Genomic DNA, 23,111 nt, shown 5'->3' with positions numbered 1-23,111 from the left:
TATACTCCCGGCCCGAACGATCGTCCTTCGCGCCGGGAGTCTCTGGTGACCCACACGCTTAATAACGAATTACTGGCTTCAATTCTCGAACAGGTGCGCCCGCTCGCCGCACAGGGCAAGGTGGCGGACTATATACCCGCGCTGGCGGATGTGCCCGCCGACCGGCTTGGGATCGCCGTCTGTACGGTCGGCGGCGAGTGTTTTGCCGCAGGCGACGCCGATGAGCGCTTCTCCATTCAGTCTATCTCCAAAGTGCTGAGCCTGGTGCTGGCGATGGGGCGCTACGACGACGACGAGATCTGGCAGCGCGTCGGGAAAGATCCCTCCGGGCAACCCTTTAACTCGCTGGTGCAGCTGGAGCTGGAGCAGGGCAAACCGCGTAACCCGTTCATTAATGCGGGCGCGCTGGTGGTCTGCGATATGCTGCAAAGCCGCTTAAGCGCGCCGAAACAGCGGATGCTGGAAGTGGTGCGTAACCTCTGCGGCGCGCCGGATATCATCTATGACACCGCCGTGGCGCGCTCCGAGTTTGAACATTCTGCCCGTAATGCCGCTATCGCCTATCTGATGAAATCCTTCGGCAATTTCCACAACGACGTCATCACCGTCTTGCAGAACTATTTTCACTACTGCGCGCTGAAGATGAGCTGTGCGGAGCTGGCGCGCGCCTTTCTGTTTCTGGCGAATCAGGGAAGGGCGCCGCATCTGGACACGCCGGTAATCAGCCCGGTGCAGGCGCGACAGGTTAACGCGCTGATGGCGACCAGCGGCATGTATGAAAGCTCCGGCGAATTCGCCTGGCGCGTGGGAATGCCGGGGAAATCGGGTGTCGGCGGCGGGATTATCGCCGTGGTGCCGCATGAGATGTCTATCGCGGTCTGGAGCCCGGCGCTCGATCACGCCGGAAACTCGCTCGCCGGCATCGCGGCGCTGGAAATTCTTGCCCGCGAGATTGGCCGTTCCATTTTCTGAGGAGGCGTTATGGATGCGCTGTTCGCGCGCCTGAACCGTTCCGCCTTTCGCCGCCGTTTTCACCTCGGCGCGAAAGAGCGGCAGTATTGCATCGATAAAGGCCCGGAGGTGATTGACCAGCACGCCGCGGACTTTATCGCCAGACGGCTGGCACCCGCTGAGCCCGCGAATGATGGTAAGCAGACGCCGATGCGCGGGCACCCGGTGTTTATCGCCCAGCACGCCACCGCCACCTGTTGTCGCGGGTGTTTGGCGAAGTGGCATCACATCCCGGCGGGTGTGGCGCTCAGCGCCGCACAACAGGCCTATATCGTTGCCGTGATCCACCGCTGGCTGGTACAGGAGATGAACCGCTGAGCGGCGGCGCGATTTTGCGCTGGCACGCGTAAACACCCGCCGATTTGTGTTTAAAACGTGTTAAGCTTATTGCCATTCCGTTATCCCGGCGCCGTCTTTCTGCCGCCGCCCGCAGCCGTAAGCGATACACTATGTTTAACCAGGTGAAGCTGACTGGTTTTCGTGAAGAAAAAATGTTGCTCAACGCATCCCTTCTTTTTCTTCTGACCACCCTGTTTTATTTCCTGGGCGCGATGATGCGTCTGGTTGAGCCCTTGTCGCTGTTCTGGCCGCTGAATGCGGTGATGGCGGCGGTGTTTGCGCGCTATCCATTCCTGAACCGCCCTGGTTACTACGCTATCTGCTATGTGGCGATGCTCGCTTATGACGCGATGACCACCACGTGGGGCGCGGCTTCGCTGCTGATTAACTTCTCCAATATGGTGTTTATCGTGACCGTGGCGCTGCTGCTGGTGCGCGATAAACGTCGCGGGCCTGCGCTCGCCCGCCCGGTTAATGCGCTGCGGCTCTTTAACTACTGTCTGGCGGCGGCGCTGCTGTGTGCCTTTTTCGGCGCGACGGGCAGCCTCGGCATTAACGCGCAGGGCTTTCTGCCGCTGTTGTGCGACTGGTTCAGCGAGCAGTTCTCGACAGGCGTGCTGCTGATGCCGTGGATTTTGACGCTTACGCGCCCGTCGTGGCCGTCGCGCGTGAAACCCGAAGCGCTGTGGCCGTTTCTGGCGCTGGTGGCGTCGCTTGCGGCCTCGGTGGTCATCGGCGGCGCGGGCTGCCTGGCGTTTCCCGTCGCGGCGCTTATCTGGTGCGCGGTGCGCTATCCGCTGAACGTGACCTGTTTCTTAACGCTCTGCACCGGTGTGCTGCAAATTATTCTGGTCAGCGCCGGGATCATTGAAATCAGCTCCGCGAAGCTCTCGGTCGGCAGCCAGATGTTCTCGACGCGTCTTGGTGTCGCGACCATCGCCATCTGCCCGGCGATTGTGGCGGTGAGCGTCAGCGCCATTAACTCGCTACTGGCGCAGATCTCCCGGCGCGCCAATTATGATCATCTCACCGGCGTGTATTCACGCTCCGGGCTTTTTGAGGCGCTGGCGCGCGACGATAACAATCCGGCGCTCGCCGGTCGGCCGCTGTGCGTGATGCTGATGGATCTCGACCACTTCAAAAGTATTAACGATAACTACGGGCATGAGTGCGGCGACGCGGTGCTGGCGGTGTTTGGCCAAAAACTGCGAGAGATAACGGGCGAGGCCGGGCGCGTGGCGCGAATGGGCGGTGAGGAGTTCGTGGTGGTCTGCCCGACTATAACGCTCGACCGCGCGTGTCATCTGGCCGAAACGATTCGCCAGCAGGTGGCGGGTCAACCGGTGGTGTGCGAAGGGAAAAGCGTCTCTTTTAGCGTCAGTATCGGGCTTGGCTATGACGCCGCACCGCGTGAGCGGGTGAGCGACGCGTTCACCCGGCTGATGCGTGAGGCGGACACGCTGCTGTATCAGTCCAAACGACAGGGGCGCAACCGCACGTCGGTAGATGATGAACATCAGCCCACGCTCCGCCTGGCGCAGCATCTCTCATAACGTGACGCAAACGCTCAGTGACAGTGTCACGTGAATAAGATATTGAACTGCCGTTTCTTTTCGGAAACGAAGTAATTGTTTCTGTCAGCGCTTTAAAGTACTTGCCCCCAGGATCCGGGGTTACTAAGATGGCGGGGTTTCGTCACCGGATACTGGTATGAAGAGCGCATCTGAGCAGCTAAACCGTCATCAGCATTCCTCCGCGCTCAGGTTCGTCAGGCGCATGTTTTTTATGCGCCAGCTGGGTACCACCCTCTGCTTTATTCCGCTGTTCGCCTTATTACTGGAACTCCACCGCCCGTTATGGACGCAGGCGCTGCTGGCCGCGAATGCGTTTCTCTGGCCGGTTGCCGCGCGTTATCGCGCGCGCCGCAGCCCTCATCCTGCGCGTACCGAACTGCAAAACCTGCTGGCTGACGCGGCGGCGGGCGGCTTCTGGATAGCGCAGACGGCGCTTTCACCCCTGACCTCGGTGACGATCGCCACCATTTTGCTCGCTGACCGGCTCGCCGCAGGCGGTTTTCCGCTGATGCGGAAGGCGGCGGGCGTCATGGCGCTCATGTTCGGGGCAACGTGGATGGCGCTGGGTCTGCCGGTCACGCTGTCGGTCTCATCCCGCACGCTTTACGCCACGCTTCCGCTTATTTCCGTCTATGTGCTGGCGCTCAGTATGGTGAGCCACGCGCTCTCAGCGCGGCTGCGAGAGAAAACCCGCGAGCTGGAACGCTTCGCTAACACCGATCCGCTGCTCAATATCGCCAACCGGCGCAGGCTTGAGCATGATATCGACGCGGCGCTGCAGCGCTTTCACCAAAGCGAACAGCCTGCGGCGCTGATGTTTATCGATATTGATGATTTTAAAGCTGCGAACGATCGCTACGGGCACGAGGCAGGGGATCAGTTGCTGGTCACCTTTTCTGACATCCTGCGCGGGGCGACGCGCGGCGGCGATACCGTGGCGCGCTTCGGGGGCGACGAGTTTGTGGTGTTGCTGCCCGATACGTCATTCGGACGCGCCTGTGCGGTGGCCGATCGCATCATGGCGCAGACCGCGCAGATGGACGTTTTCCCGAAGCCTGCGCTGCGCTGCACGCTCAGTATCGGCATCGCGCGCGCCACGGCGGAGATGCGCGAAGCGTCGCAGTGGTTAAAAGCCGCAGACGAGGCGCTTTACAGCGCCAAGCGCGAAGGTAAAAATCGTATTTACGCGCTTTGACGGCGGCGGTCTCTTTGCCTGATGCCGGATACGCTATGCTTCAATTAAACAGTGCTTACAGGTTGCGCAATGAAAACACCCGATATCCCGGTTAATGAGCAGGCGCGTCTTCAGTCCCTGCATGATTCTGGCCTGCTTGATGCGGCGCCGACAGAGCGTTTTGACCGTCTTACCCGGCTTGCGAAGCGCCTTTTTAACGCGCCGGTGGCGTTGATTAGTCTCGTCGATCAGGAGCAGCTCTGGTTCGTCTCCTGTGATGGCGCAGAGCCGAAACCCATCCCGCGCCGCGTCTCGTTCTGCGGGCATACGATTTTAAGCAATGCGCCGCTTATCATCACGGATGCACTCAGCGACGAACGGTTTCGTGATAATCCGCTGGTAAATGGCCCGCCGCATATCCGCTTCTATGCCGGTTGTCCGGTCAGGCTGCCCGACGGCGCGACCGCCGGTTCGCTGTGCATTATCGATACCGAACCCCGCGCGTTCAGCGAGGCAGACGCGCATCTGCTACGCGATCTGGCGGCGATCGTTGAAGATGAGTTTATGGTGCTGAGCGTGGCGACGAGCGACGAACTGACGGGCCTTTTGAACCGTCGCGGTTTTACGTCACTTGCCGGTTACGCGTTCTCAACCCATAAGCGTCGCAGCGAGCCGATGTCGCTCGGGTTTATCGATCTCGACGATTTTAAAGAGATTAACGATACCTGGGGCCACGCGGCGGGGGATGAGGCGTTAAACGCGATGGCGATGCTGATGAAAAACGCCTTTCGCGACAGCGATCTGCTGGGACGGCTCGGCGGCGATGAGTTCGTCGTGCTGTTTAACGATACCGACGAAAAGGGCGCATGGATTGCGCTGCAGTATCTGGTCGAGCAGACCGACGCGTTCAACCGCGACAGCGGTAAACCGTGGCGGCTTGGCTTCTCGTGGGGCGTGGTAAAATTTGATGACGATAAACATCAGGATCTCGCCGGGCTACTGAACGCCGCTGATAACGAGATGTATCAGATGAAAACCACCCACAAGCGCGCCGCAGGATAAGATTTTCCTCTGACCAATTGCGGCGTTTCTCCGCCATGATAAGGATTATCGGTTAACCCTTTGATAAATCCTCATGGCGGAGTGTCAATGTCTACATCCTATAGTGTTCGTCGTCTCAGCGCGGCGGAAATTCCGACCCACCTTGATTCCCTTTGTGATGTACTGACCGACTGCGTAGAAGGCGGCGCGTCGGTGAGTTTTATGCTGCCGTTCAGCGTGGAGAAAGCGCGCGCCTTCTGGCTGGATGTGGCCCAAAGCGCGGCCCGTGACGAGCGCGTTGTGCTCGCCGCATTTGATGCGCAGGGGAAGGCCGTCGGCACCGTACAGCTTATTCTCAGCCAGCCGGAAAACCAGCCGCACCGCGCGGACGTCTCAAAACTGCTGGTACACCGACGCGCGCGTCGGGCCGGTATTGCACAGGCGCTGATGGAAACCCTGGAAAGCGAGGCGCGTCGGGCCGGGAAAACGGTGCTGGTGCTGGATACGTCCACCGGCAGCGATGCCGAACGTTTTTATTCGCGTCATCAATGGGAGCGGGTCGGTGTGATCCCGCATTACGCTCTGATGCCGGATGGCAGTCCCTGTGGCACCACGCTTTTTTTTAAGCAGCTATAAAATTTTTTAATAAAACGGCTCAGTTTGATCGAAACGGGGTTTCATAAACGGTGGTTCTGATAGCGTGGAGCGCAATATCCGTCAGCAGTCTGCTGTTAATCCATCAAGGAACCCATTGTGAAAACATTGAATCGTCGTGATTTTCCCGGCGCGCTCTGGCCGGAGCGCATCATCCAGTTTGGTGAAGGGAACTTCCTGCGTGCTTTTATCGACTGGCAGGTTGATCTTCTTAATGAACATACCGATCTCAACGCTGGGGTGGTCGTAGTGCGTCCTATCGCCAGCGATTTCCCGCCGTCGCTCAGCACACAGGACGGGCTGTATACGACGATTATTCGCGGTCTGAATGAGAAGGGCGAGGCGGTCAGCGAGTCACGACTCATTCGCTCGGTGAATCGTGAGATCAGCGTTTATGCGCAGTATGACGAGTTCCTGAAGCTTGCGCATAATCCGGATATTCGCTTTGTGTTCTCAAATACAACCGAAGCGGGGATTAGCTATCACGCCGGGGATCAATTCGACGACGCGCCTGCGGTGAGCTATCCGGCGAAACTCACGCGCCTGTTATTCGAACGATTCAGCCATTTTGACGGCGCGCAGGATAAAGGCTGGGTGATAATTCCCTGCGAGCTGATTGATTATAACGGCGAGGCGCTGCGTGAACTGGTACTGCGCTACACCCGCGAATGGGCGCTGCCGGCGGCCTTTACCACCTGGCTTGAGAATGCGAATACGTTTTGCTCGACGCTGGTTGATCGTATCGTCACGGGCTATCCGCGCGATGAAGTCGCGCAGCTGGAGGAAAGCCTCGGCTATCACGACGCGTTTCTGGATACCGCCGAACACTTTTATCTTTTTGTGATTCAGGGGCCGCAGTGGCTCGCACAGGAGTTACGCCTCGATAAACTGCCGCTCAATGTGCTTATCGTCGATGACATTAAGCCGTATAAGGCGCGTAAGGTGGCGATTCTGAACGGCGCGCATACGGCGCTGGTGCCGGTGGCTTTCCAGGCCGGGCTGAATACGGTCGGCGAGGCGATGAACGACGCGCAGATTTGTGCGTTCGTTGAGAGGGCTATCCATGACGAGATAATCCCGGTGCTGGATCTGCCCCGCGACGAGCTGGAATCTTTCGCCGATGCGGTGGTGAGCCGTTTTCGCAACCCGTACATCAAGCATCAGCTGCTTTCCATCGCCCTTAACGGCATGACCAAATTCCGCACCCGTATTCTGCCACAGCTGCTGGCGGGGCAGGCGCAAACGGGCACGCTGCCGCCGCGCCTGACCTTTGCGCTGGCGGCACTCATTGCGTTTTATCGCGGCGAGCGAAACGGAGATGGTTATCCGCTTCAGGATGACGCCCATTGGCTCGCGCGGTTTGAGCAGCTCTGGACGCAACGCGGCGATAACACCATTACGCTTCGCGAGCTGGTGGACGCGGTACTGGCGGACTGCGAGCACTGGGAGCAGGATCTGACAGCGGTACCGGGGCTCGCGGCGCAGGTGACGCGCGATCTTGACGCCATTCTCAATCAGGGCATGCGTCACGCGGTCGCGCCGCTGTGCTGACAGGCGCATACGATTCAAAACGAACCCGGCACCTGCCGGGTTTTTTCATAAAGTTATGATTTTAGTTACAACATACTATTTATTCAAAAAACCTTACGCTTAAGCCACAACGCTGTTTGCTTTCTGGCAGTGAACATAAGGCAAACCGTCACATTTCTCGCGCAGACTCTCAATTCCAGGTGTTAATCGGGTGGGCTGGCGCAAACGCTCTACACTCTATAACGCATGGTTTTCTTTAAATATTGACCTCTGAAACGCAGGAGCGCGTATGTCTTTTTCACTCTCTGGTCTTTCCCTGCAGGTAGGGCTGGCGCTGGGCTTAGCCTGTGGCGTTGCCGCGCCCGCCGCCGCGTGGGATAACCTCTACGTCTTTGGCGACAGCCTGAGCGATACCGGCAACAATGGCCGCTACACGTTCGACAGCAATCGTTATCCGCTGTATGACGAAATCCTCGCGCAAAAATATGGCCTGACGCTTGCGCCCTCGGATAAAGGCGGCAATAACTACGCCGCAGGCGGTGGGGTGGCGGTGCCGGCGCTTGGCACAGACAACACCCAGGAGCAGGTGCAGCGCTATCTGAGCCAGACGAATGGCCGGGCGGACCGCGACGGGCTCTATATCCACTATGTGGGTGGTAACGATTTGGGTGCCGCGGTGCTGCAACCGCTACAGGCGCAATCCATTGTGACCGGCAGCGCCACGGCGGCGGCGTCGCAGGTGCGCACGCTTTTAAACGCGGGCGCAGGCACGGTGATTGTGCCAACGGTGCCGGACGTCTCGGCAACGCCGACGTTAATTGAAACCGTTGTTCAGCTGGGAACGGCCGGTAACAGCGCCGCGCTGCAGGCTGCGTTCGCGTCGCTTGGCAATGCGCAAACCCCGACACTAGCCGCGCGCGAGGAGGCGATTCGCAACGCGTTTTATGCGGCGGCGGGAGAAGTGAGCCCGGTTCCGGCGCTTTCGAAGGCGCTTGGCGACGGCCTTTATGCGGCGTATCAGGCGGCCGCTGAACAGGTCTCTGCGTTAAGCCAGCTCTATAACGCGACCGAGGAGCAGGCGCTGGTCGCGAACGGCGGCGGCAATATCGTGCGTGCCGATATCAACGCTATCTTTAATGAAATCCTCGCGAATCCGGGCCAGTTCGGCATCACCAATACCGCGGGGATGGCGTGCCCGCCGGGCCTTTCCGCCGCTGATTGTACGTCGTCGAGCGCCGGGTTTAATGGCAGTCAGGCGTGGCTCTTTGCCGATCATCTGCATCCGAGCCCGCAGGTGCATCGCCTGATGGCGGATTATATCCAGTCGATACTCGCCGCCCCGGCGCAGGTGGCGCTGCTGAACAAGGCGACGGCGGCGCAGGTACAGAACAGCCGCGCCACGCTCGACAGCCGTTATCAGCAACGCCGTACTGAACAGGCGGAGCAGGGCAGCGCGGGCATTTTTGGCGGCTACAGCGGCGAATATGCCCGCTACACCAAAAATGAGACCGGCGACGGCAGCGCCAACACCAACAATCTGACGATCGGCGCGGATTATCGGGTGACAGACAACTGGCTGGTCGGCGCGCTGATTGCCGGATCGCTCGACGATCAGCGCCCGACCGATAACCTGAGCTACGACGCGCGCGGTTATCAGGCGGCGCTCTTTACCGCGGTCGATTTCGGGCCGGGCTGGGTCAACGCCGATGTCCACTGGCTGAAAGGTGAATACCGCAATATTCAGCGCCGCGTGGAGTTAGGACCGTTGACGCGCGTTGAGACAGGCGAAACGGATGCCAGACTCTGGGGCGCGCGCCTGACCGCCGGGCTGGATCTGCCGGTGACCCGCGCACTCACGACCGGGCCGGTGGTGCAGTACGCGTGGGATTACAGCCACGTGGATGGGTACAGCGAAGCGGGCGACGACAGCACCGCGATGCGCTTTCGCGATCAGAACTTCCATTCGCAAATCGGCAGCATCGGCTGGCGTCTCGATGCCGATATCGGCCCGGTGAAACCGTACGCGCAGGTGGATTACAAACACCAGTTCGGTGATTCGGTCTGGCGCGGTCAGGGCGGGTTGAAGTCAACATCGCTCACTTTCAGCCGCGACGGGGCGCAAGATGATAAAAACTGGATGGATATCACCGCCGGTGCCAGCGTCGCGTTAAGCAGTAATGTGTCGGCGTTTGCGGCGCTGTCGCAAACCGCAGGCCTCAGCAGCGGCGAGCAGACGCGCTATAACATCGGCCTCAGCGCCTCGTTCTGAGTCCATTGCCGCCATAAAAAAGGGCAGCCATCAGGCTGCCCTCTGTTTTTACACGGTAAACGGCTTACGGTTCGCCATAAAGTGCAATCAGGCGGCGCGTAACGCCGTTGGTCCAGCCGAAGCCGTCCTGCAACGGGTATTCACCCCCGCCACCCGGGCGCGGCGAATAGTCGGCGATATGGTACTTCTCAATGAGCTTATGGTTCTCATTGTAGAATCGTTTCACCGTACGCAACCAGTTATTGGCAATGATGTCAGCCAGCGCGTCGTCGCCATAGTTTTTCAGCCCCTGAATGGCCATCCACTGGAGCGGCGCCCAGCCGTTCGGCTTATCCCACTGCTGTTCCGTTTCCACTTCGGTAGTCAGGATACCGCCTGGGCAGAGCAGGCGTTCACGCAGATTCGTCGCGATACGATCCGCCTGCGCATAGCTGGCAAGCCCGACATACAGCGGCACCACACAGGCGGCAGAGAACGATGCGAGCTGGCCACGACGCCAGTCGTAATCGCGAAACGCGCCCATGTCGTTATCCCACAGATAGCGGTTAACCGCCTCGCGGCGGTCAATCGCTTTTTTGCGAAACATCGTCGCGGTGGCCGGAATACCTTTTAACTGCGCGATGTTGGCGATAGCGGTTTCCAGCTTGTAGAGAAACGCGTTGAGATCCACCGGCAAAAAGTGTGTGGTGCGGATGCTCGCGAGGCGGTCCGGATCGCGCAGCCAGCGGGAGGAGTAATCCCAGCCGGAGGCCGCGCCCGCGCGCAGATCGCGATAGACCTCGCTCGCCGGACGCCCGGAGAGTTTTGCGGTTTCCACATCCTCGCGCCAGGATTCATCGCGCGGGGTGTCGCGGTCATCCCAGTAACGGTTAAGCACTGTGCCGTCGGCCATTTTCACCACGTGGCGAAACGCCTGGCCTGCCTCCAGCGTGTCAGCGCCATCCATCCAGAACGCGTATTCCATCAGCAGATGATCAAGATAGCGCCGCGCGCCGCGTACGCCATCCTCTTCAAACAGCTCCACCATCAGCGCAAACACCGGCGGCTGCGAGCGGCTCAGATAATAGGTGCGGTTGCCGTTCGGAATATGCCCGTAGTTTTCAATCATCCAGGCGAAGTTATCCGCCATGCAACGCAACATATCGTGGCGGCCACTCTCGGCGAGGCCGAGCATGGTGAAGTAAGAATCCCAGTAATAGGTCTCGGTAAAGCGTCCGCCTGGCACGATATACGCCTGCGGCAGCGGCAGCAGCGATGAGTTCTCCAGATGCTCATGCGGCTGGCGCGTCAGAATCGGCCATAAGTTGTCGATGTGCTCAGTCAGCGTCCGGTTCGGGTCCGAGACATACGGATTGGTGTTGATCACCGGAAAGTAAAAGTGCTCCTCGACAAAGCGGCGCAGGTCGAAGTTCGGCAGGCGTTTGGCCTGACGGTAGTTCATCAGAATGGTCAGCGGCGACACTTTCGGCGCGCAGTCCGGGAACGTTTTACTGTCCGCAAAAATACGGGAGGCCTGAACATGCTCAAACAGCTCTAAATAGCGGTCTGCCGGCGTCAGCGCGTCGGGGGATGGCATGCCTTCGATCGATTCAGGCTGCGGCTCGACGTCGCGGGTATCCGGAATAATTTCACCCGATTCAGGGTCCATACGCGCCTTCTCAGCTAATTCCTCTGTGAAAGGTAAGCGTGTTGTCTGTTGAAACATGCTAATACGTACCTCCAGAGCGGCTTTCGTTTCAGATTCTGTAAGTTTAGCAAATCGTTATCGCTCTTTAACCGGGCGGCAAAGAGTTTAAGAAGAGACTGAACGCCGCGGAGCGTCCAGTTATTCGTACAGCGTGCTTAACGCCTCAGGGCGCGACGGTGGTTTCATAAAAGTTATGGCCAACCGTTTTGCCTTGCGCATCAAGAATTTCGTACTCGATGCGCAGCGCGCCAGGGGCTGTGGGAGTGAACGTCAACTGCGCCACCTGGCGACCAGAGTCAGGCGGGAGGGTCATCGGTTTGCTCTCTTGCTGCCCGGTGATGCCGGGCGTTTTTACGCGCCAGCGCAGTGTACACCCGTCGCAGGGCGAAAAACTATCGTTTATCGCCCATAATTTAACCACTCCGGGCGTGCCGGCGCGCCAGTTAAGCGTCACCGGCTCGATGGACGGCAACAGCGGCTGATACGCGCGTTGCAGCGCGTAATAACCGGCTTTCGGCTGGCGCAGATAGTCCACAACGCCCCAGTTAATCGACGGCCAGGTTTCAACAAACATAAAGTGGAACAGGGCGGTCACCGGTTGATAGCGCTGGCGACGATAACTCTCCGCCGCCATGCCCACTAAATCGGCCTGGTATTTCTGCGTGTTGTGGATAAATTCGTCCATATTTTGGCCGCGCGGAATTTTCGCAAATCCGAAGGTCTGGAACGGCTGGAAGTTATGGTATTTCCAGATTTCCCAGTCGGGATCGTCCGCTTTTGTCGAGGCGGGCCAGCGTTTGTCGGCAGGGATAATCGTTTTCAGCGTCGAGAGTTTCGGCAGCGCCTGGGCACCGAATTCCGTAATGATGCCGGTTTTCGCCGGTTGCAGCACATCCGTGGTGACCCCGAAATACCAGCCTTGCCAGTAATGTTCTTCCACCGCCGAGAAACGGTGCACGATGCGGCTGTTGTCTTTGGCGAGCGCGTCGGCGACACGTTCCGTCAGAACGCGGTTGAGATCCTTATGCCAGTCCGGGAAGCGCTTTTCCATCCACGGCGAGTTCCACGGCGGCTCATTATGACCGCCCCAGGCGATGATAGCCGGCGAATTGCCGAACTGCTCCGTCATCTCCAGACTCTGCCGCGCGGCGTTATCGGCAAATTCAGGCGTGTCCTTATAGCCCCACTGGAGCGGCACGTCCTGCCAGATCATCAGCCCCATTTCATCAGCCATGCGGTAGAGCGGGCGGCCCGCCACGTGGCCGTGGACACGAATGGCGTTGGCGTTCATATCCAGCACCAGTTGCAGATCGCGCCGGTACTTTTTCTCATCCATCTCGCTAAGCCACGGCGAGCCGATATAGTTACTGCCCTTAATGAAAATGCGTTTACCGTTGAGCACCCAGCCTTGGTTATCCGGCTGTTCGACAATCTGGCGCAGCCCGGTACGGCTTGTAATGCGCTCCATCTCGCCCTTGTCATCGTTAAACGCCGCGCTGACGCGGTAAAGGTGTGGAAAGCCGTAACCTTTCGGCCACCAGAGCTGCGCGTTTTCCATCGGCAGGGTTACTGTCAGACGCTGCGGCGTGCTGTCGGTCGCCTCAAGTTGCACCTTCTGTTTTTGTGTAAAACGCTCGCCGCTAAAATTTGCTGGCCGGGCGCGCAGGGTTAGATACACCTCGCGCGCCTGCGTGGCGCGATAGACCAGCTCAACGCGAAGCGCCGGTTTATCAAGCCCGTGCTGGAAATCGGGGCGCAGAATCAGGTTATCCACCGTCACGCCGCGGCTCAGATGCAGCCGCACCGGCGCCCAGATCCCGCCGGAGTTCGCGTCCTGGCCGCGCGGCGACCAGGCACCGCCGGGACGGGTATCGTGCTGATTCAGCACGCCTTTTACCATCGTTTTATGCAGTGGCCAGATGGTTTTGGGGTCTTCAAAGGGGCTGTCGACACGTACCGCCAGCTTATTGTGACGTTGTAACTTATCGGTGATATCATACGCGAAACGCTGGAAATAGCCTTCGTGTCTGCCGAGCGGCTGTTGGTTCAGCCACGCGTCGGCGTAGTAATCCACGCCGTCAAACACCAGCGTCGCCATCGTATCTTCGGGTAACGGCGGCAAGGTGAATTCATGGCGATACCAGAGCACGCCCTGATGATCCCAGCCTGCGGTATACCAGTTCGACGGCACCGGTAACGCGCGCCAGTCGCGCACCGGGCCTTGCTGGCCCATAAACGCGGCATCGTTGCCGTCGTGGGCGCGCCAGCTGCCCGCAAGCGACCAGCTGGCAGGCACCGGCACCGGGGGCGCTTCTCTGGCGGCCACCGCGCCGCTTGTGATGACCAGTAATGCACAGGCCAGACGTTTCATCATCCCTCCAGCAGTTGTATCAGGAATTCACGCACGCGACGCTGCTGCGTCCCGAGCGCCTGACGCCACGCCTCGCGCTGCGCCGGTGTCGCGCCAGGCTCCTGGCTTTCTATCTCCAGTAACCGCGCGGTCAGCCCGTCAAAGCCGAACGTCGCGGCCTCGCCGCGAAGCTTATGCGCCAGCCGGTGCGCCTGCTCGCCGTCGCCTGCGGCAAGCGCGGCATCAAGCAACCCGGCCAGCTCGTCAAATCCTTCGGAAAAGAGCCCGAGCAACTCTTTTAACAGCGCCATATCGCCGTCGAACGCGGCCAGCAGTTGCGTGCTGTCCGGCAGGCCATCAGGCGGCGGCGGGGCGCTTTGCGGGGCAAAGCGTGAGAGTTCGTCGGCGAGCGCGACCAGCGCCACCGGTTTTGAGAGATAGCCGTCAAAGCCCATCGCGAGGCAGCGCTCTTTATCGCCCTGCATGGCGTGAGCCGTCATCACAATCGCTATCTGATGGCCACCGCGCAGCGCCTCTTCCTGGCGCAGCGCGCGGATCGCCGCTTCGCCGTCCATGACCGGCATCTGCAAATCCATCAGGAGAATATCAAAGCCGCCGCCGCGCCAGGCCTCCAGCGCCAGCAGGCCGTTATCCACCGTCACGCACTCATGGCCGAGTTTTTCCAGCAGGCGCACCGCCAGCAACTGGTTCACGGGGTTATCTTCCGCCAGCAAAATGCGCATTGGCGCGCTGTGCGCCAGTTCCGGCATCACGGGCGCTACGGGCGCGGCCTGCGCGGCGCTGGCGGGTTCCGGGCGCAGCGCCTCGCCGAGCGCACGCGCCAGCTCCTGCTGATCGACCGGCTTATTGAGATACCAGGCGATGCCGGTACGGCGCAGCGTGGAGAGATCGAGATCGCGGCTCATGGAGCTGAGCATAATAATTTTGCTGCGCGACGCCTGCGGCAGCACGGAAATCTCCAGCGCCAGCGAAATGCCGTCCATTTCCGGCATCTGGGCATCAAGGACGATCACCGGGAAATCGCTGTCGTTCTCAAGTAACGCCAGTGCGCCCGTCGCCCCGGAAACGCAGACCGGGGTTAAGCCGAGCTGTTTCAGCATCGCCTGCATCAGACGGCGGTTAGTGGCGTTATCATCCACCACCAGCACCCGCTCGCCGTTGAAATGCGTTTGCGCAGGGATTTCCGGCGTCGCCTGCGCCGCGCTTTGCAGCGGTAGGGTGAAGCTAAATTCGCTGCCCTGATTCGCTTCACTGGCGACGGTCAGCAACCCGCCCATCATCGCCACCAGCCGTGCGGAGATCGTAAGCCCGAGCCCCGTACCGCCGTAGCGGCGGGTCGTGGAGGTATCTGCCTGGCTAAAGGCTTCAAAAATCACTTGCTGTTTTTCCGGCGGGATACCGATGCCGCTGTCGCGCACCCGAAAGCGCCATTCGCCAGGCTGCGGGCCTGGCGCTACCGCCAGCAAAATTTCGCCCTGATGCGTGAATTTGAGCGCGTTACTAAGCAGGTTGGTCAACACCTGGCGCAGACGCACCACATCCACGCGCAGCGTCTGCGGCACACGTTCATCCACCTCGACCAGCAGCTCTATCTGCTTTTCGCTCGCAAGCGGCATCAGCGGGCGCACCAGCGACTGTATAAACGGCCGCAGCGCCACATACTCTTCATGCAGGACGATTTTGCCCGCCTCGATTTTCGAGAAATCGAGAATGTCGTCGATGATATGCAGCAGCGACTGCGCGGAGCTCATCACCAGCGTCAGGTATTCGCGCTGCTCGCTGTTTAAATCCGTATCGAGACAGAGCTGCGTCATGCCGAGAATGCCGTTCATGGGCGTGCGGATCTCATGGCTCATGTTGGCAAGAAACGCGCTTTTGGCCTCATTCGCGGCGCGCGCGGCGTTGGCCGCCTCGCGTGAAATCAACTCCGCCTCTTTGCGCCGGGTGATGTCCTGAAGGGTGCCAATCAGGCGCTCAATCTCGCCGGTGACGGTGAGCGCGATGATCTGCCCCGAGAGCAGCATCCACAGCCACTGGCCGCTGCGATGCTGCACGCGGATCTCGCACTCAAACACCGGCATCTGGTGTTCGCTGGCGCGCTGCATCGCGCTTTTCAGCAGATCCCGGTCGTCCGGGTGGATCAGCGAGAGCAGAAAATGGCTGGTATGTTGCAGCTGACCGCGCGGCTCGCCGAGCAGATTCAGAAAGGCGTCGTTGAGATGCAGCGCGTCGGTCGTGACCTGCCAGTCCCAGATGCCAATATGAATTGATTCGGCGGCCAGCAGGAAATCGTCATGCAGCAACTGGCGCGTGTTCTGCACGTTATCCAGCGCGCTGATATCGGTGTGCAGGCTGATGATGCCGCTGTCGGCGGTACGCTGATGCTGAATAAAAAGCCGCCGCTGTTGTAACTGACGCACTTCGCAGTGGCCATCGTGACGACAATTTGCGATGAGTGAGGCGACAAGCGTGTCGCGGCTGCGGCTGTCGGTCTGATAGCCCGTATGGATAAACGTCTGCGCCAGCGCGCTTAACGCCGCCCCCTCAACCAGATGCGCTTCGATGCCGGGGTAAAAACGGCTCACCTGCGCGTTCCAGGCGACCAGCCGTTCGTCTTTATCGTAAACCAGCAGGGCGGCGGGCAGCGCGTCGAGCGCCGGAGCCAGAGAGGCGCTGTTCATAATGCCGCCCCTGGCTGGTAATGCAGCTCCGCCTGACGGCGCATATATTCAAGCCCCGGCGCGATGGTCATCGCCCAGGCGGTCAGTACTTCTTCATCGCACGCCGGGTCGCGTTCCGCCACGGTATCGAGAATAGCCCGCCGCCAGTGGGCGAAGAAGTTCGGCGGCAGTCGCACGCCGTTGCTCTCCTGCTGGCGCGCCAGGCGCTCCAGAAAATCAGGCACCATCAGCACGCCATCCACCATCAGCATCGCGAAAAAGCTTTTATACACGAAGTTGCGTAACAGCCGCGGTTCGACCGCCGCAAAATGCTGTTCGGTTTCCGGCGTCATATGAATAAAGCGGTTAAAAAAGGCGTCAAAAAAGGGCTGTTTATCGTCGTCCGGAAACAACCGGCTGTAGCTTTCGTCGAACAGATCCCGATAGAGCATCATGGGCGAACCTCCGGGCGGCTTTCGCCAGGCAGGCACTGGCGCAGGGGGTTGAACACGTCACTCAGACGGCGGCTGAAATAGCTGCCGGGCGCGGGGGTGTCGCTTGCCAGCAACGGGCCGCCGTTCGCTTTATAGAACAGCGCTTCAAGGACAGTGGCGTTGGTGGAAAGCGTCAGCGAGCGGTTGTAGTCGCCGGTCGCCTCGACGCGCCCTTCGTACCAGCCGCGTTTTTCGTCATACATCAGGCGTGTCGCCTGCATCAGCGCATCGGTGTACGGGGTATCCCACAAGACCCACAGCGAAAAAACCGCTTTGGTGGAAACCTGGGCGAGGCGCGGGTACTCTTTGCCGTCATCGCCGAGGGTATTCCAGGGGTAGCCATTCGCCCAGACGGTGTCCGAAGCGTGCCACGGCGCGGCGCTGGTACTGAAATCGGCGCGGGCGGTGAGAATATTCTCCTGCTGCCAGCGGCTCTCCTGGGAGAGATACACCAGCTTCGCGCGCTCGCGCAGGTTATCTATTTGCGCGCGATCGACGCCCGGCACTTCCCAGCCAAATTCGAGCCCCGGCAGCGTATACGGCAGCGTGGTGATAAGCGACGGCTGCCAGGTCGTGCGCGGATCGCGGGCGTCCACCGGCAGCGCGCGGTCATAGAGAATCACATTCTGCGACGGCGGCCCCCAGGCTTTTGTGGGCTGGAATCCCCACAGGCTGAAGCCCGCGGCGGCGTATTCGCTTTCGCCAAGCCGAATTTCATCGCGCGGTGTCAGCAGTCCGTTTTGCATCTGCGCGGCGTAAAGCGTGCCATCTTTATCGATGACCGGGCAGAAATTCCAGCGCATCACCACGCGTTCCAGATATTCGCTGTATTGCGGGTGATACTGCGCCACCAGACGCAGCGCCAGCATCAGCCGCGCCATATCGCGCGCCGACCAGCCCATCACGCCCGGTTTGCCGGTGAAATCCACCATCGTGGGAGACCACGTGGAATAGAGGCGGTTTGGCGTCTGACGAGGGGTGAGCGGCAGGCGATTAAGCGTGCCGAGCAGACGTGTCAGGCGCTCATCGAAAATTTTTTCGTCTATCAGATTCAGCTCGCGCGCGGCCGTCAGCGCAATCAGCGAATCGCCTATCTGCCAGAGGGACACGACGGGGCGTTTGTCGCTGCCGTTCACGAGACCCGTGGCGTCCTGGGTATTGTTTTCAAAATAACGCCAGGCGATGGCGGCCCATTCGCGCTCCTGCGGCGTGAGCGTGCTGATGCGCGCGGTGGTGTGCCAGCCCCCGTGCGAGAGCCAGCGCCAGCCCGCGCGATCGTCGCGAAGCAACAGCCAGGCGAGCGCCACGCCCAGCACGGCGAGGATAAGCAGCAGGCGGCTTACTGTTTTAAGCATGTCGCGGTAACCGGTGGCAGTTTCACAGGTTCGTCCTCTTTACAGGTCGCGCACTGGCAGGCCTGACAGGTCGGTTTGCTGCGTATCGCGGTGCCGTTCTGCTGACACCAGTTCTGGATGCCAGGCGTCATATTGAGGAACGGGCGGTTGCGACGCGAGTTGTTCTCCTCAAACAGATCGACCAGTTTTTTCTCCCACATGGACGGAGCGTAATTTTTATTCTTGGGATCGTTGGTGTTAAAGCGCAGCAGCTTGCCCTGTTTCTTAAAGAGCAGCGCTTCCAGCATGATGCCGTTATTGTTACCGGTGAAGGCGTTAATGGGCCCGTCGCCGTTCTCATAGATACCTTCGTAATAGCCCTGTTTCGGATCGTTGGCATTTTCAATGGTGGTGAAGAGACGGTCGGTATAGGGTGAATCCCACAGCACCCACATGCCAAGCGCCGCCTTGAGCGACACCGCCGCCGCCTGCGGCACATACTGGCCCTTGTCGGTGATGGTGTTCCAGTTAAAGCCGTCGCTGAACACGGTGTCGTAAACGAAGTACGGGGATTTATCGAGCTGATGCTCAGAGCGTGCGGTCAGCACGCCGGTGATGGTGTAGCGGTTCTCCTGCGCCTGATAGACGCGGTCAGCGAAGTTTTTCATCCACGGATGCGAGTAGTTGTTCGGGCTGTCGTCGCGATCTTTCGCGGTATCCCAGCCCATCTCCAGCCCGTAGAGCAGGTACGATTCCGTTACCACATAGTTATGCTGGCTGGTACGGCGCGGGTCGCGGGAATCATAGGGCACCAGCACGCAGTAGATATCCGCCAGCGCATACGGCTCCGGACGGCTCGCCTGGCAGGTGTTAAACCCCCACAGTTGATAGCCTGCCGCGCCATACTCTTCATACCCGAGACGGCCTTCCTGAACATATTTCGGCTGGTTGTTCTCAAGATACGCGCCATACATGGTACCGCACGGATCTATCACGTTAGTGAAATCCCAGCCCAGCACGATGTTGTCGACGCTGTTGCTGTATTCCGGGTAGCGCTCTTTAACGTTCTGAAGCCATATCAGCATGCGGCCAATATCCAGCGCCGAAAAACCGATTTCGCCCGGTTTGTTCAGGTAGTTTACTTTCTGCGCCGTAATGGTGTTGTAGGCTTTGTTGGGCACCTGGTTGCGGAAAAGATCGAGTTTATTCAGCGTGCCGAGCAGCTTTAGCATCCGGCGGTCAAATTCCGCTTTATCAATAATCCCAAGTTCGCGGGCGGCCACCAGCGCGCCGATATAAGAGCCGGTATCCCACATGGTAGTGGACGGATACTGGTTAACGGCGTTAACCAGCCCGGTCGTCGGCTGGTAGTTGACCACGAAATATTGCCAGGCGTTTTTCGCCATTTTCATTTCGCGCTCGGTCAGTTCGCCATGACGCGCCGGATAGTCGTTCGCGGGCAGTTCGCCCCGGCCCTGTGCGGTGACAGCGCATCCCAGCAGCAAAAAGAGGCAGGCTACGCTGCGAATAAACAGGGGCAAAGATTTCAGACTCATGGCGTAACTCCCGCAGAAGCAGTGGCGGTGGAAGGCGTGTGCTGGCATCCCAGACAGAGCAGTTGCCCGCCCGCAATATAGGCAAGGCTCTCCAGCACCACCGCGTTGGTGTCGGCATCAATTACGTTATTCACGCTGTTATTCAAATTCAGACCACGTTGCCAGCCTTTACCCGGCACCAGTAGCGGCTGTACCTGCTGGCGCAGCGCTTCGCTCCAGCCGTTGCGAAAGAGCGCATACCAGGCGAAGGCGGAGCGGGTCGAGGTAATGGCGGTGCGCTCCGGCGCGGCTTTGTCATACGCCGTTTCGCCCGGCGCACGCTGAGGCTGGCGTTCAGGGATAGCGGTGGCGAAATCGGGCGCCTGTTCGGCGTAGTCGGTGCTGATGGGCGGCTTGCGCACCCGCAGGCTGTGACGGCGCTGCTGGATCTGCATGATGCGCCACGCGACTTCGCCACTCTGCGCGTCAAAGCCAAGCTCAAGTCCGGTTAACAGCCAGGGGAGGCTCACCAGCGAGGGCTGTTTGCCCCAGGGTGTGCGCAGGCCTTCATCCGGCACCATGATCCCGTCGATGTCGATCATGCTCTGACCCTCCGGCGGCTGCGTGACGGCAAGCCCGGCGGTGGTATTAATAAAACGCAGCGTATGGCTTGCGTAAGTGCGATAGCCAAAGCTGTCGCGCGGCTCGTCGGTTGGGATAACCCAGTGGCGTACCGCCAGCGCCGCGTTGGTGTTTTTCGCCTGCACAAACAGCGCGTCGAGATGCCAGTGCGAGAGCAGCGCGTTTACGGCAGGGGCATGCTGCGGGTAGTGCCACAGCAAAACCTGAAGCGCCATCAGTAACCGTCCGACGCCAATCGCGCTGCTTTCCGGCTTGCCTAAAATCTCCTGTTTATCGCCGCGGTAATACGCGGCAGGCAGGCCGTCCGGCGTCAGCGGCAGTTCGCCCAGCGCGAACAGCGCCTGGCTGATGCGTTCGTCAAATTCGTCACGGGTGATCACGTCCAGCCGGTAGGCCGACACTGCCGCCAGCAGATAACTGCCGGTGCTCCAGAGGCTGAACCACGGCGCGCCGTCCTGAGCGTTCACCAGCCCGTCGGGGCGGCTGTTATTAACGAAATATTGCCAGGCCACGCGCGCCCAAATCGCTTCATCAAAGGTGAGCGGGCGGGCATCGGGCAGCGGCGGAAAATCGTCGCTTAGCGTAATGCCGCTGCTGCTCTCCACGCGCGTCGGCATCTGGCGCTCCACCCAGACCACCACCGCGAACCCGATCAGAAAGCCCACCAGAATGGTGATATAACTGCGCGCGCTAAGCAGCGCACTGGAGACTTTCATGCGCCGCTCTCCTCATCCGCGGGCTGCCACATGGCGGCCATGATCATGGGGAGCATGGCGGCGATATTCACCGCGCCCCAGAAGATGTTTATCACGTAGCCGGAAGGGTCATCGACCGCGCCGCGCGCCACCTGAATCCCGCCCCAGATAAGCCCGATAAGCGTCAGCACCACAATGGCGATTTGCGGTTTCACCAGATAGAGAAACCGCCCGGTCTGGCGCTCTTTTGGCGTGACGTGAAACTTAATCTGTTCACCGCGCAGCACCGTATCGAGCGCTTTTAAGTTCATCGAGAAAAACGACAGGTACGAGGCGCGCCCGTCCCACGCGGAAATTCCCCAGGTACCGAACATAAACGCCAGCTCCGAGACAATGAAAAAAGGCAGAAAGTGCAGATAGAAGGGCGTCGACCACGCGGAGACGGGCGGGATGCCGGTAAAGAGATAAATCAGCGGCGAGACAAGAAACACCGTATTCCAGATGCAGGCCAGATAAGACCAGAACGTGGTGGCGTACATCAGCGTTTGTGGCAGCGAGAGCTTAAAACGGTGGCGGCTGAAGATATTGTCGTGAAAGAGAATATCCAGCGAACCCGCGGCATATTTGAAGCGCTGGATAATCCAGGTCAGCATATCCTGCGGCGAGAGCATTTTCGATTCGATGCGCGGGTGCATCACCGAGCGCCAGCGGCGCGCGCTGTCGCCATGCAGCACAATGGAAGTGTAGATATCTTCTGAAACGTGGAATTTATAGGGCGTCAGCTCGGTGTCATAGAGCACATGCGGGCGCATCGCGTCCTGAAGCGCTTCGCGCATCGACGGGTCGCGGATATCGCGCGTGTGGCGGTCAATCTCTTCTTCCACCGTCCAGACATAGCTGCGCAGCGCCGCCTGCATAATCGCCTCGCGACGATGCACCGACGCCGCGCCACAGCAAAACGCCGCGTTGGCCCAGTTGCGACGGCGCAGGATCACGTCATAAAACATGCGCGGATCGTTAAAGAACGGATCGCGCCCGATGGTCACCGGGCCGACGATTTTCTCCGACAGCCAGCCGAGCGCGTAACCCGGTTTGCCCGCTTTACGTGACAGCCAGCGCGGTAGCCGCTCGCCTTCGGGGAGATCGAAAAACCACTGCGGCGTCTGTACCCAGGCGACGTCCGGGTCGCGGAAATAGCCGAGCGTATGCTCAAGCAGCGTCGGGAAGACGCGGGTGTCGGCGTCGCAAATCACGATAAAATCGCCGTCGGTCTGCTCAAGGCCGTTGCGCAGGTTGCCCGCCTTAAAGCCGATATTGGTTTCGCGGGTAATGTAATTGACGCCTTCTTCCTCGCAGACCTCCCGCATCGCGGGCCTGCGGCCATCGTCCAGCACGTGAATACGGTAATCGAGCGGGCCGGGGTAGCGCATTTTCAGCGCATCCTGAATGGAGAGCCGCACCAGCTCGACATCTTCAGAGTAGGTGGCGATAAAGAGATCGACGCGTACCGGGCGCGGCTCGGCCTGATCTTCCGCGTTCAGACAGTCGTTAATATCCAGCGGGGCGGGCTGCTGCGGCGGGTCGTCTTCCCGCCAGAGATTAATAGTGAACAGCACGGTGCCAATCCAGGCGCAGGTTTCGGCGATGACCAGCGGCAGGGCATACCACAGCGCGTCCATATTGAGCGATTCCATCCAGCGCCAGCGAATATAATTCGCGCCCAGCACCAATGCCGCGACCGACATTATCTGCCAGAGAATTTTTACGACGCGGGGCGTTTCTAAGGGCTCCGGCGGTTTACGGTTTTCAAAACGCGAGAAATAAAAACCCATAGCGGCATCATCATCCAGACACAACAAAGACAGTGGCGTTGAATAATTATCAATGGTAACTATTCATCGTCAGCGGAATATCTCTGGTTCAGTTTTAGATTCGTTTTAAGTTTATGAAGTGATTGTAGATGCCCGCGCTGAACTTTCCAGAAAGATAAATTTATGGCGCACTTTGCGCCGTTTCGCTTTTTCGTTTACTGCTGCGGGAAAATATATTTTCCGCGAAACGCTGACAGCCGCTTATTGCCGTATACACTTTCCTGATAATA

At 59.6% G+C, this 23,111-nt stretch carries 16 protein-coding genes; 8 read left to right on the top strand and 8 right to left on the bottom strand.

What is annotated here, in order from left to right; all coding sequences use genetic code 11:
- The first annotated feature begins 45 nt into the window (after positions 1 to 45).
- The 8 genes from glsB to ACUW6V_RS00750 all read left to right on the top strand — a co-directional run bounded on the left by glsB (position 46) and on the right by ACUW6V_RS00750 (position 9,592).
- Positions 46 to 972, top strand: coding sequence for a glutaminase B (gene glsB, locus ACUW6V_RS00785; RefSeq protein ID WP_105623750.1), 927 nt, complete (start codon positions 46 to 48; stop codon positions 970 to 972).
- Positions 973 to 981: 9 nt separating this feature from the next.
- The gene (locus tag ACUW6V_RS00780; protein WP_012124763.1) at positions 982 to 1,329 is read left to right on the top strand and encodes a DUF4186 domain-containing protein; all 348 of its coding nucleotides are present in this window, start codon (positions 982 to 984) and stop codon (positions 1,327 to 1,329) included.
- Between the two features lie 131 nt (positions 1,330 to 1,460).
- Positions 1,461 to 2,903 carry a diguanylate cyclase domain-containing protein gene (locus ACUW6V_RS00775; RefSeq protein WP_454037868.1) on the top strand — a complete coding sequence of 481 codons (1,443 nt, stop codon included), beginning with the start codon at positions 1,461 to 1,463 and terminating at the stop codon, positions 2,901 to 2,903.
- Between the two features lie 223 nt (positions 2,904 to 3,126).
- Positions 3,127 to 4,119 (top strand): diguanylate cyclase, encoded by a 993-nt coding sequence (locus ACUW6V_RS00770; protein ID WP_454038049.1) that lies wholly within the window; start codon positions 3,127 to 3,129, stop codon positions 4,117 to 4,119.
- A 69-nt stretch (positions 4,120 to 4,188) separates the two neighbouring features.
- On the top strand, positions 4,189 to 5,160 hold the full coding sequence (locus ACUW6V_RS00765; RefSeq protein ID WP_032989521.1) for a sensor domain-containing diguanylate cyclase: 972 nt from the start codon (positions 4,189 to 4,191) through the stop codon (positions 5,158 to 5,160).
- An 87-nt stretch (positions 5,161 to 5,247) separates the two neighbouring features.
- Entirely contained in the window at positions 5,248 to 5,775 is a 528-nt protein-coding gene (locus ACUW6V_RS00760) for a GNAT family N-acetyltransferase (RefSeq protein ID WP_054625318.1), read from the top strand.
- 117 nt (positions 5,776 to 5,892) lie between these two features.
- Positions 5,893 to 7,344 (top strand): tagaturonate reductase, encoded by a 1,452-nt coding sequence (locus ACUW6V_RS00755; protein ID WP_454037867.1) that lies wholly within the window; start codon positions 5,893 to 5,895, stop codon positions 7,342 to 7,344.
- A 268-nt stretch (positions 7,345 to 7,612) separates the two neighbouring features.
- Positions 7,613 to 9,592: an autotransporter outer membrane beta-barrel domain-containing protein gene (locus tag ACUW6V_RS00750; protein WP_454037866.1), complete on the top strand. Its 1,980-nt coding sequence runs from the start codon at positions 7,613 to 7,615 to the stop codon at positions 9,590 to 9,592.
- A gap of 64 nt (positions 9,593 to 9,656) precedes the next feature.
- Here ACUW6V_RS00750 and ACUW6V_RS00745 read toward each other — a convergent pair whose 3' ends face one another.
- The 8 genes from ACUW6V_RS00745 to ACUW6V_RS00710 form a co-directional block, all read right to left on the bottom strand.
- Positions 9,657 to 11,297: an alpha,alpha-trehalase gene (locus tag ACUW6V_RS00745; protein WP_063265588.1), complete on the bottom strand. Its 1,641-nt coding sequence runs from the start codon at positions 11,295 to 11,297 to the stop codon at positions 9,657 to 9,659.
- A 145-nt stretch (positions 11,298 to 11,442) separates the two neighbouring features.
- On the bottom strand, positions 11,443 to 13,650 hold the full coding sequence (locus ACUW6V_RS00740; protein ID WP_454038048.1) for a glycosyl hydrolase 2 galactose-binding domain-containing protein: 2,208 nt from the start codon (positions 13,648 to 13,650) through the stop codon (positions 11,443 to 11,445).
- Positions 13,650 to 16,331: a response regulator gene (locus ACUW6V_RS00735; RefSeq protein WP_454037865.1), complete on the bottom strand. Its 2,682-nt coding sequence runs from the start codon at positions 16,329 to 16,331 to the stop codon at positions 13,650 to 13,652. Before ACUW6V_RS00735 ends, ACUW6V_RS00740 begins: the two co-directional genes overlap by 1 nt.
- The gene (locus ACUW6V_RS00730) at positions 16,328 to 16,765 is read right to left on the bottom strand and encodes a globin family protein (protein WP_004386465.1); all 438 of its coding nucleotides are present in this window, start codon (positions 16,763 to 16,765) and stop codon (positions 16,328 to 16,330) included. Before ACUW6V_RS00730 ends, ACUW6V_RS00735 begins: the two co-directional genes overlap by 4 nt.
- Complete coding sequence (locus tag ACUW6V_RS00725) at positions 16,762 to 18,159, bottom strand: DUF3131 domain-containing protein (RefSeq protein WP_032989528.1); 1,398 nt, start codon at positions 18,157 to 18,159, stop codon at positions 16,762 to 16,764. The genes ACUW6V_RS00730 and ACUW6V_RS00725 overlap by 4 nt, the downstream gene beginning before the upstream one ends.
- Entirely contained in the window at positions 18,144 to 19,694 is a 1,551-nt protein-coding gene (locus ACUW6V_RS00720; protein ID WP_032989530.1) for a DUF3131 domain-containing protein, read from the bottom strand. Before ACUW6V_RS00720 ends, ACUW6V_RS00725 begins: the two co-directional genes overlap by 16 nt.
- Positions 19,691 to 21,031, bottom strand: coding sequence for a DUF3131 domain-containing protein (locus ACUW6V_RS00715; RefSeq protein ID WP_014728870.1), 1,341 nt, complete (start codon positions 21,029 to 21,031; stop codon positions 19,691 to 19,693). The genes ACUW6V_RS00720 and ACUW6V_RS00715 overlap by 4 nt, the downstream gene beginning before the upstream one ends.
- A complete protein-coding gene (locus ACUW6V_RS00710) occupies positions 21,028 to 22,842 on the bottom strand; it encodes a glycosyltransferase family 2 protein (RefSeq protein ID WP_319738166.1) in 1,815 nt (604 codons plus the stop codon). Before ACUW6V_RS00710 ends, ACUW6V_RS00715 begins: the two co-directional genes overlap by 4 nt.
- Positions 22,843 to 23,111: the final 269 nt, after the last annotated feature.

This window comes from Cronobacter sp. 153480017-3, from assembly GCF_053627815.1.
The sequence above is the reverse complement of the archived record's forward strand: the minus strand, read 5'-3'. Positions and strand labels throughout refer to the sequence as shown.

Bases quoted from the DNA above. Each gene is read 5' to 3' on its own strand.
- ACUW6V_RS00780 (WP_012124763.1), top strand. From the start codon at position 982: ATGGATGCGCTGTTCGCGCGCCTGAACCGTTCCGCCTTTCGCCGCCGT.
- ACUW6V_RS00775 (WP_454037868.1), top strand. From the start codon at position 1,461: ATGTTTAACCAGGTGAAGCTGACTGGTTTTCGTGAAGAAAAAATGTTG.
- ACUW6V_RS00770 (WP_454038049.1), top strand. From the start codon at position 3,127: ATGTTTTTTATGCGCCAGCTGGGTACCACCCTCTGCTTTATTCCGCTG.
- ACUW6V_RS00765 (WP_032989521.1), top strand. From the start codon at position 4,189: ATGAAAACACCCGATATCCCGGTTAATGAGCAGGCGCGTCTTCAGTCC.
- ACUW6V_RS00760 (WP_054625318.1), top strand. From the start codon at position 5,248: ATGTCTACATCCTATAGTGTTCGTCGTCTCAGCGCGGCGGAAATTCCG.
- ACUW6V_RS00750 (WP_454037866.1), top strand. From the start codon at position 7,613: ATGTCTTTTTCACTCTCTGGTCTTTCCCTGCAGGTAGGGCTGGCGCTG.
- ACUW6V_RS00745 (WP_063265588.1), bottom strand. From the start codon at position 11,297: ATGTTTCAACAGACAACACGCTTACCTTTCACAGAGGAATTAGCTGAG.
- ACUW6V_RS00740 (WP_454038048.1), bottom strand. From the start codon at position 13,650: ATGAAACGTCTGGCCTGTGCATTACTGGTCATCACAAGCGGCGCGGTG.
- ACUW6V_RS00735 (WP_454037865.1), bottom strand. From the start codon at position 16,331: ATGAACAGCGCCTCTCTGGCTCCGGCGCTCGACGCGCTGCCCGCCGCC.
- ACUW6V_RS00730 (WP_004386465.1), bottom strand. From the start codon at position 16,765: ATGATGCTCTATCGGGATCTGTTCGACGAAAGCTACAGCCGGTTGTTT.
- ACUW6V_RS00725 (WP_032989528.1), bottom strand. From the start codon at position 18,159: ATGCTTAAAACAGTAAGCCGCCTGCTGCTTATCCTCGCCGTGCTGGGC.
- ACUW6V_RS00720 (WP_032989530.1), bottom strand. From the start codon at position 19,694: ATGAGTCTGAAATCTTTGCCCCTGTTTATTCGCAGCGTAGCCTGCCTC.
- ACUW6V_RS00715 (WP_014728870.1), bottom strand. From the start codon at position 21,031: ATGAAAGTCTCCAGTGCGCTGCTTAGCGCGCGCAGTTATATCACCATT.
- ACUW6V_RS00710 (WP_319738166.1), bottom strand. From the start codon at position 22,842: ATGGGTTTTTATTTCTCGCGTTTTGAAAACCGTAAACCGCCGGAGCCC.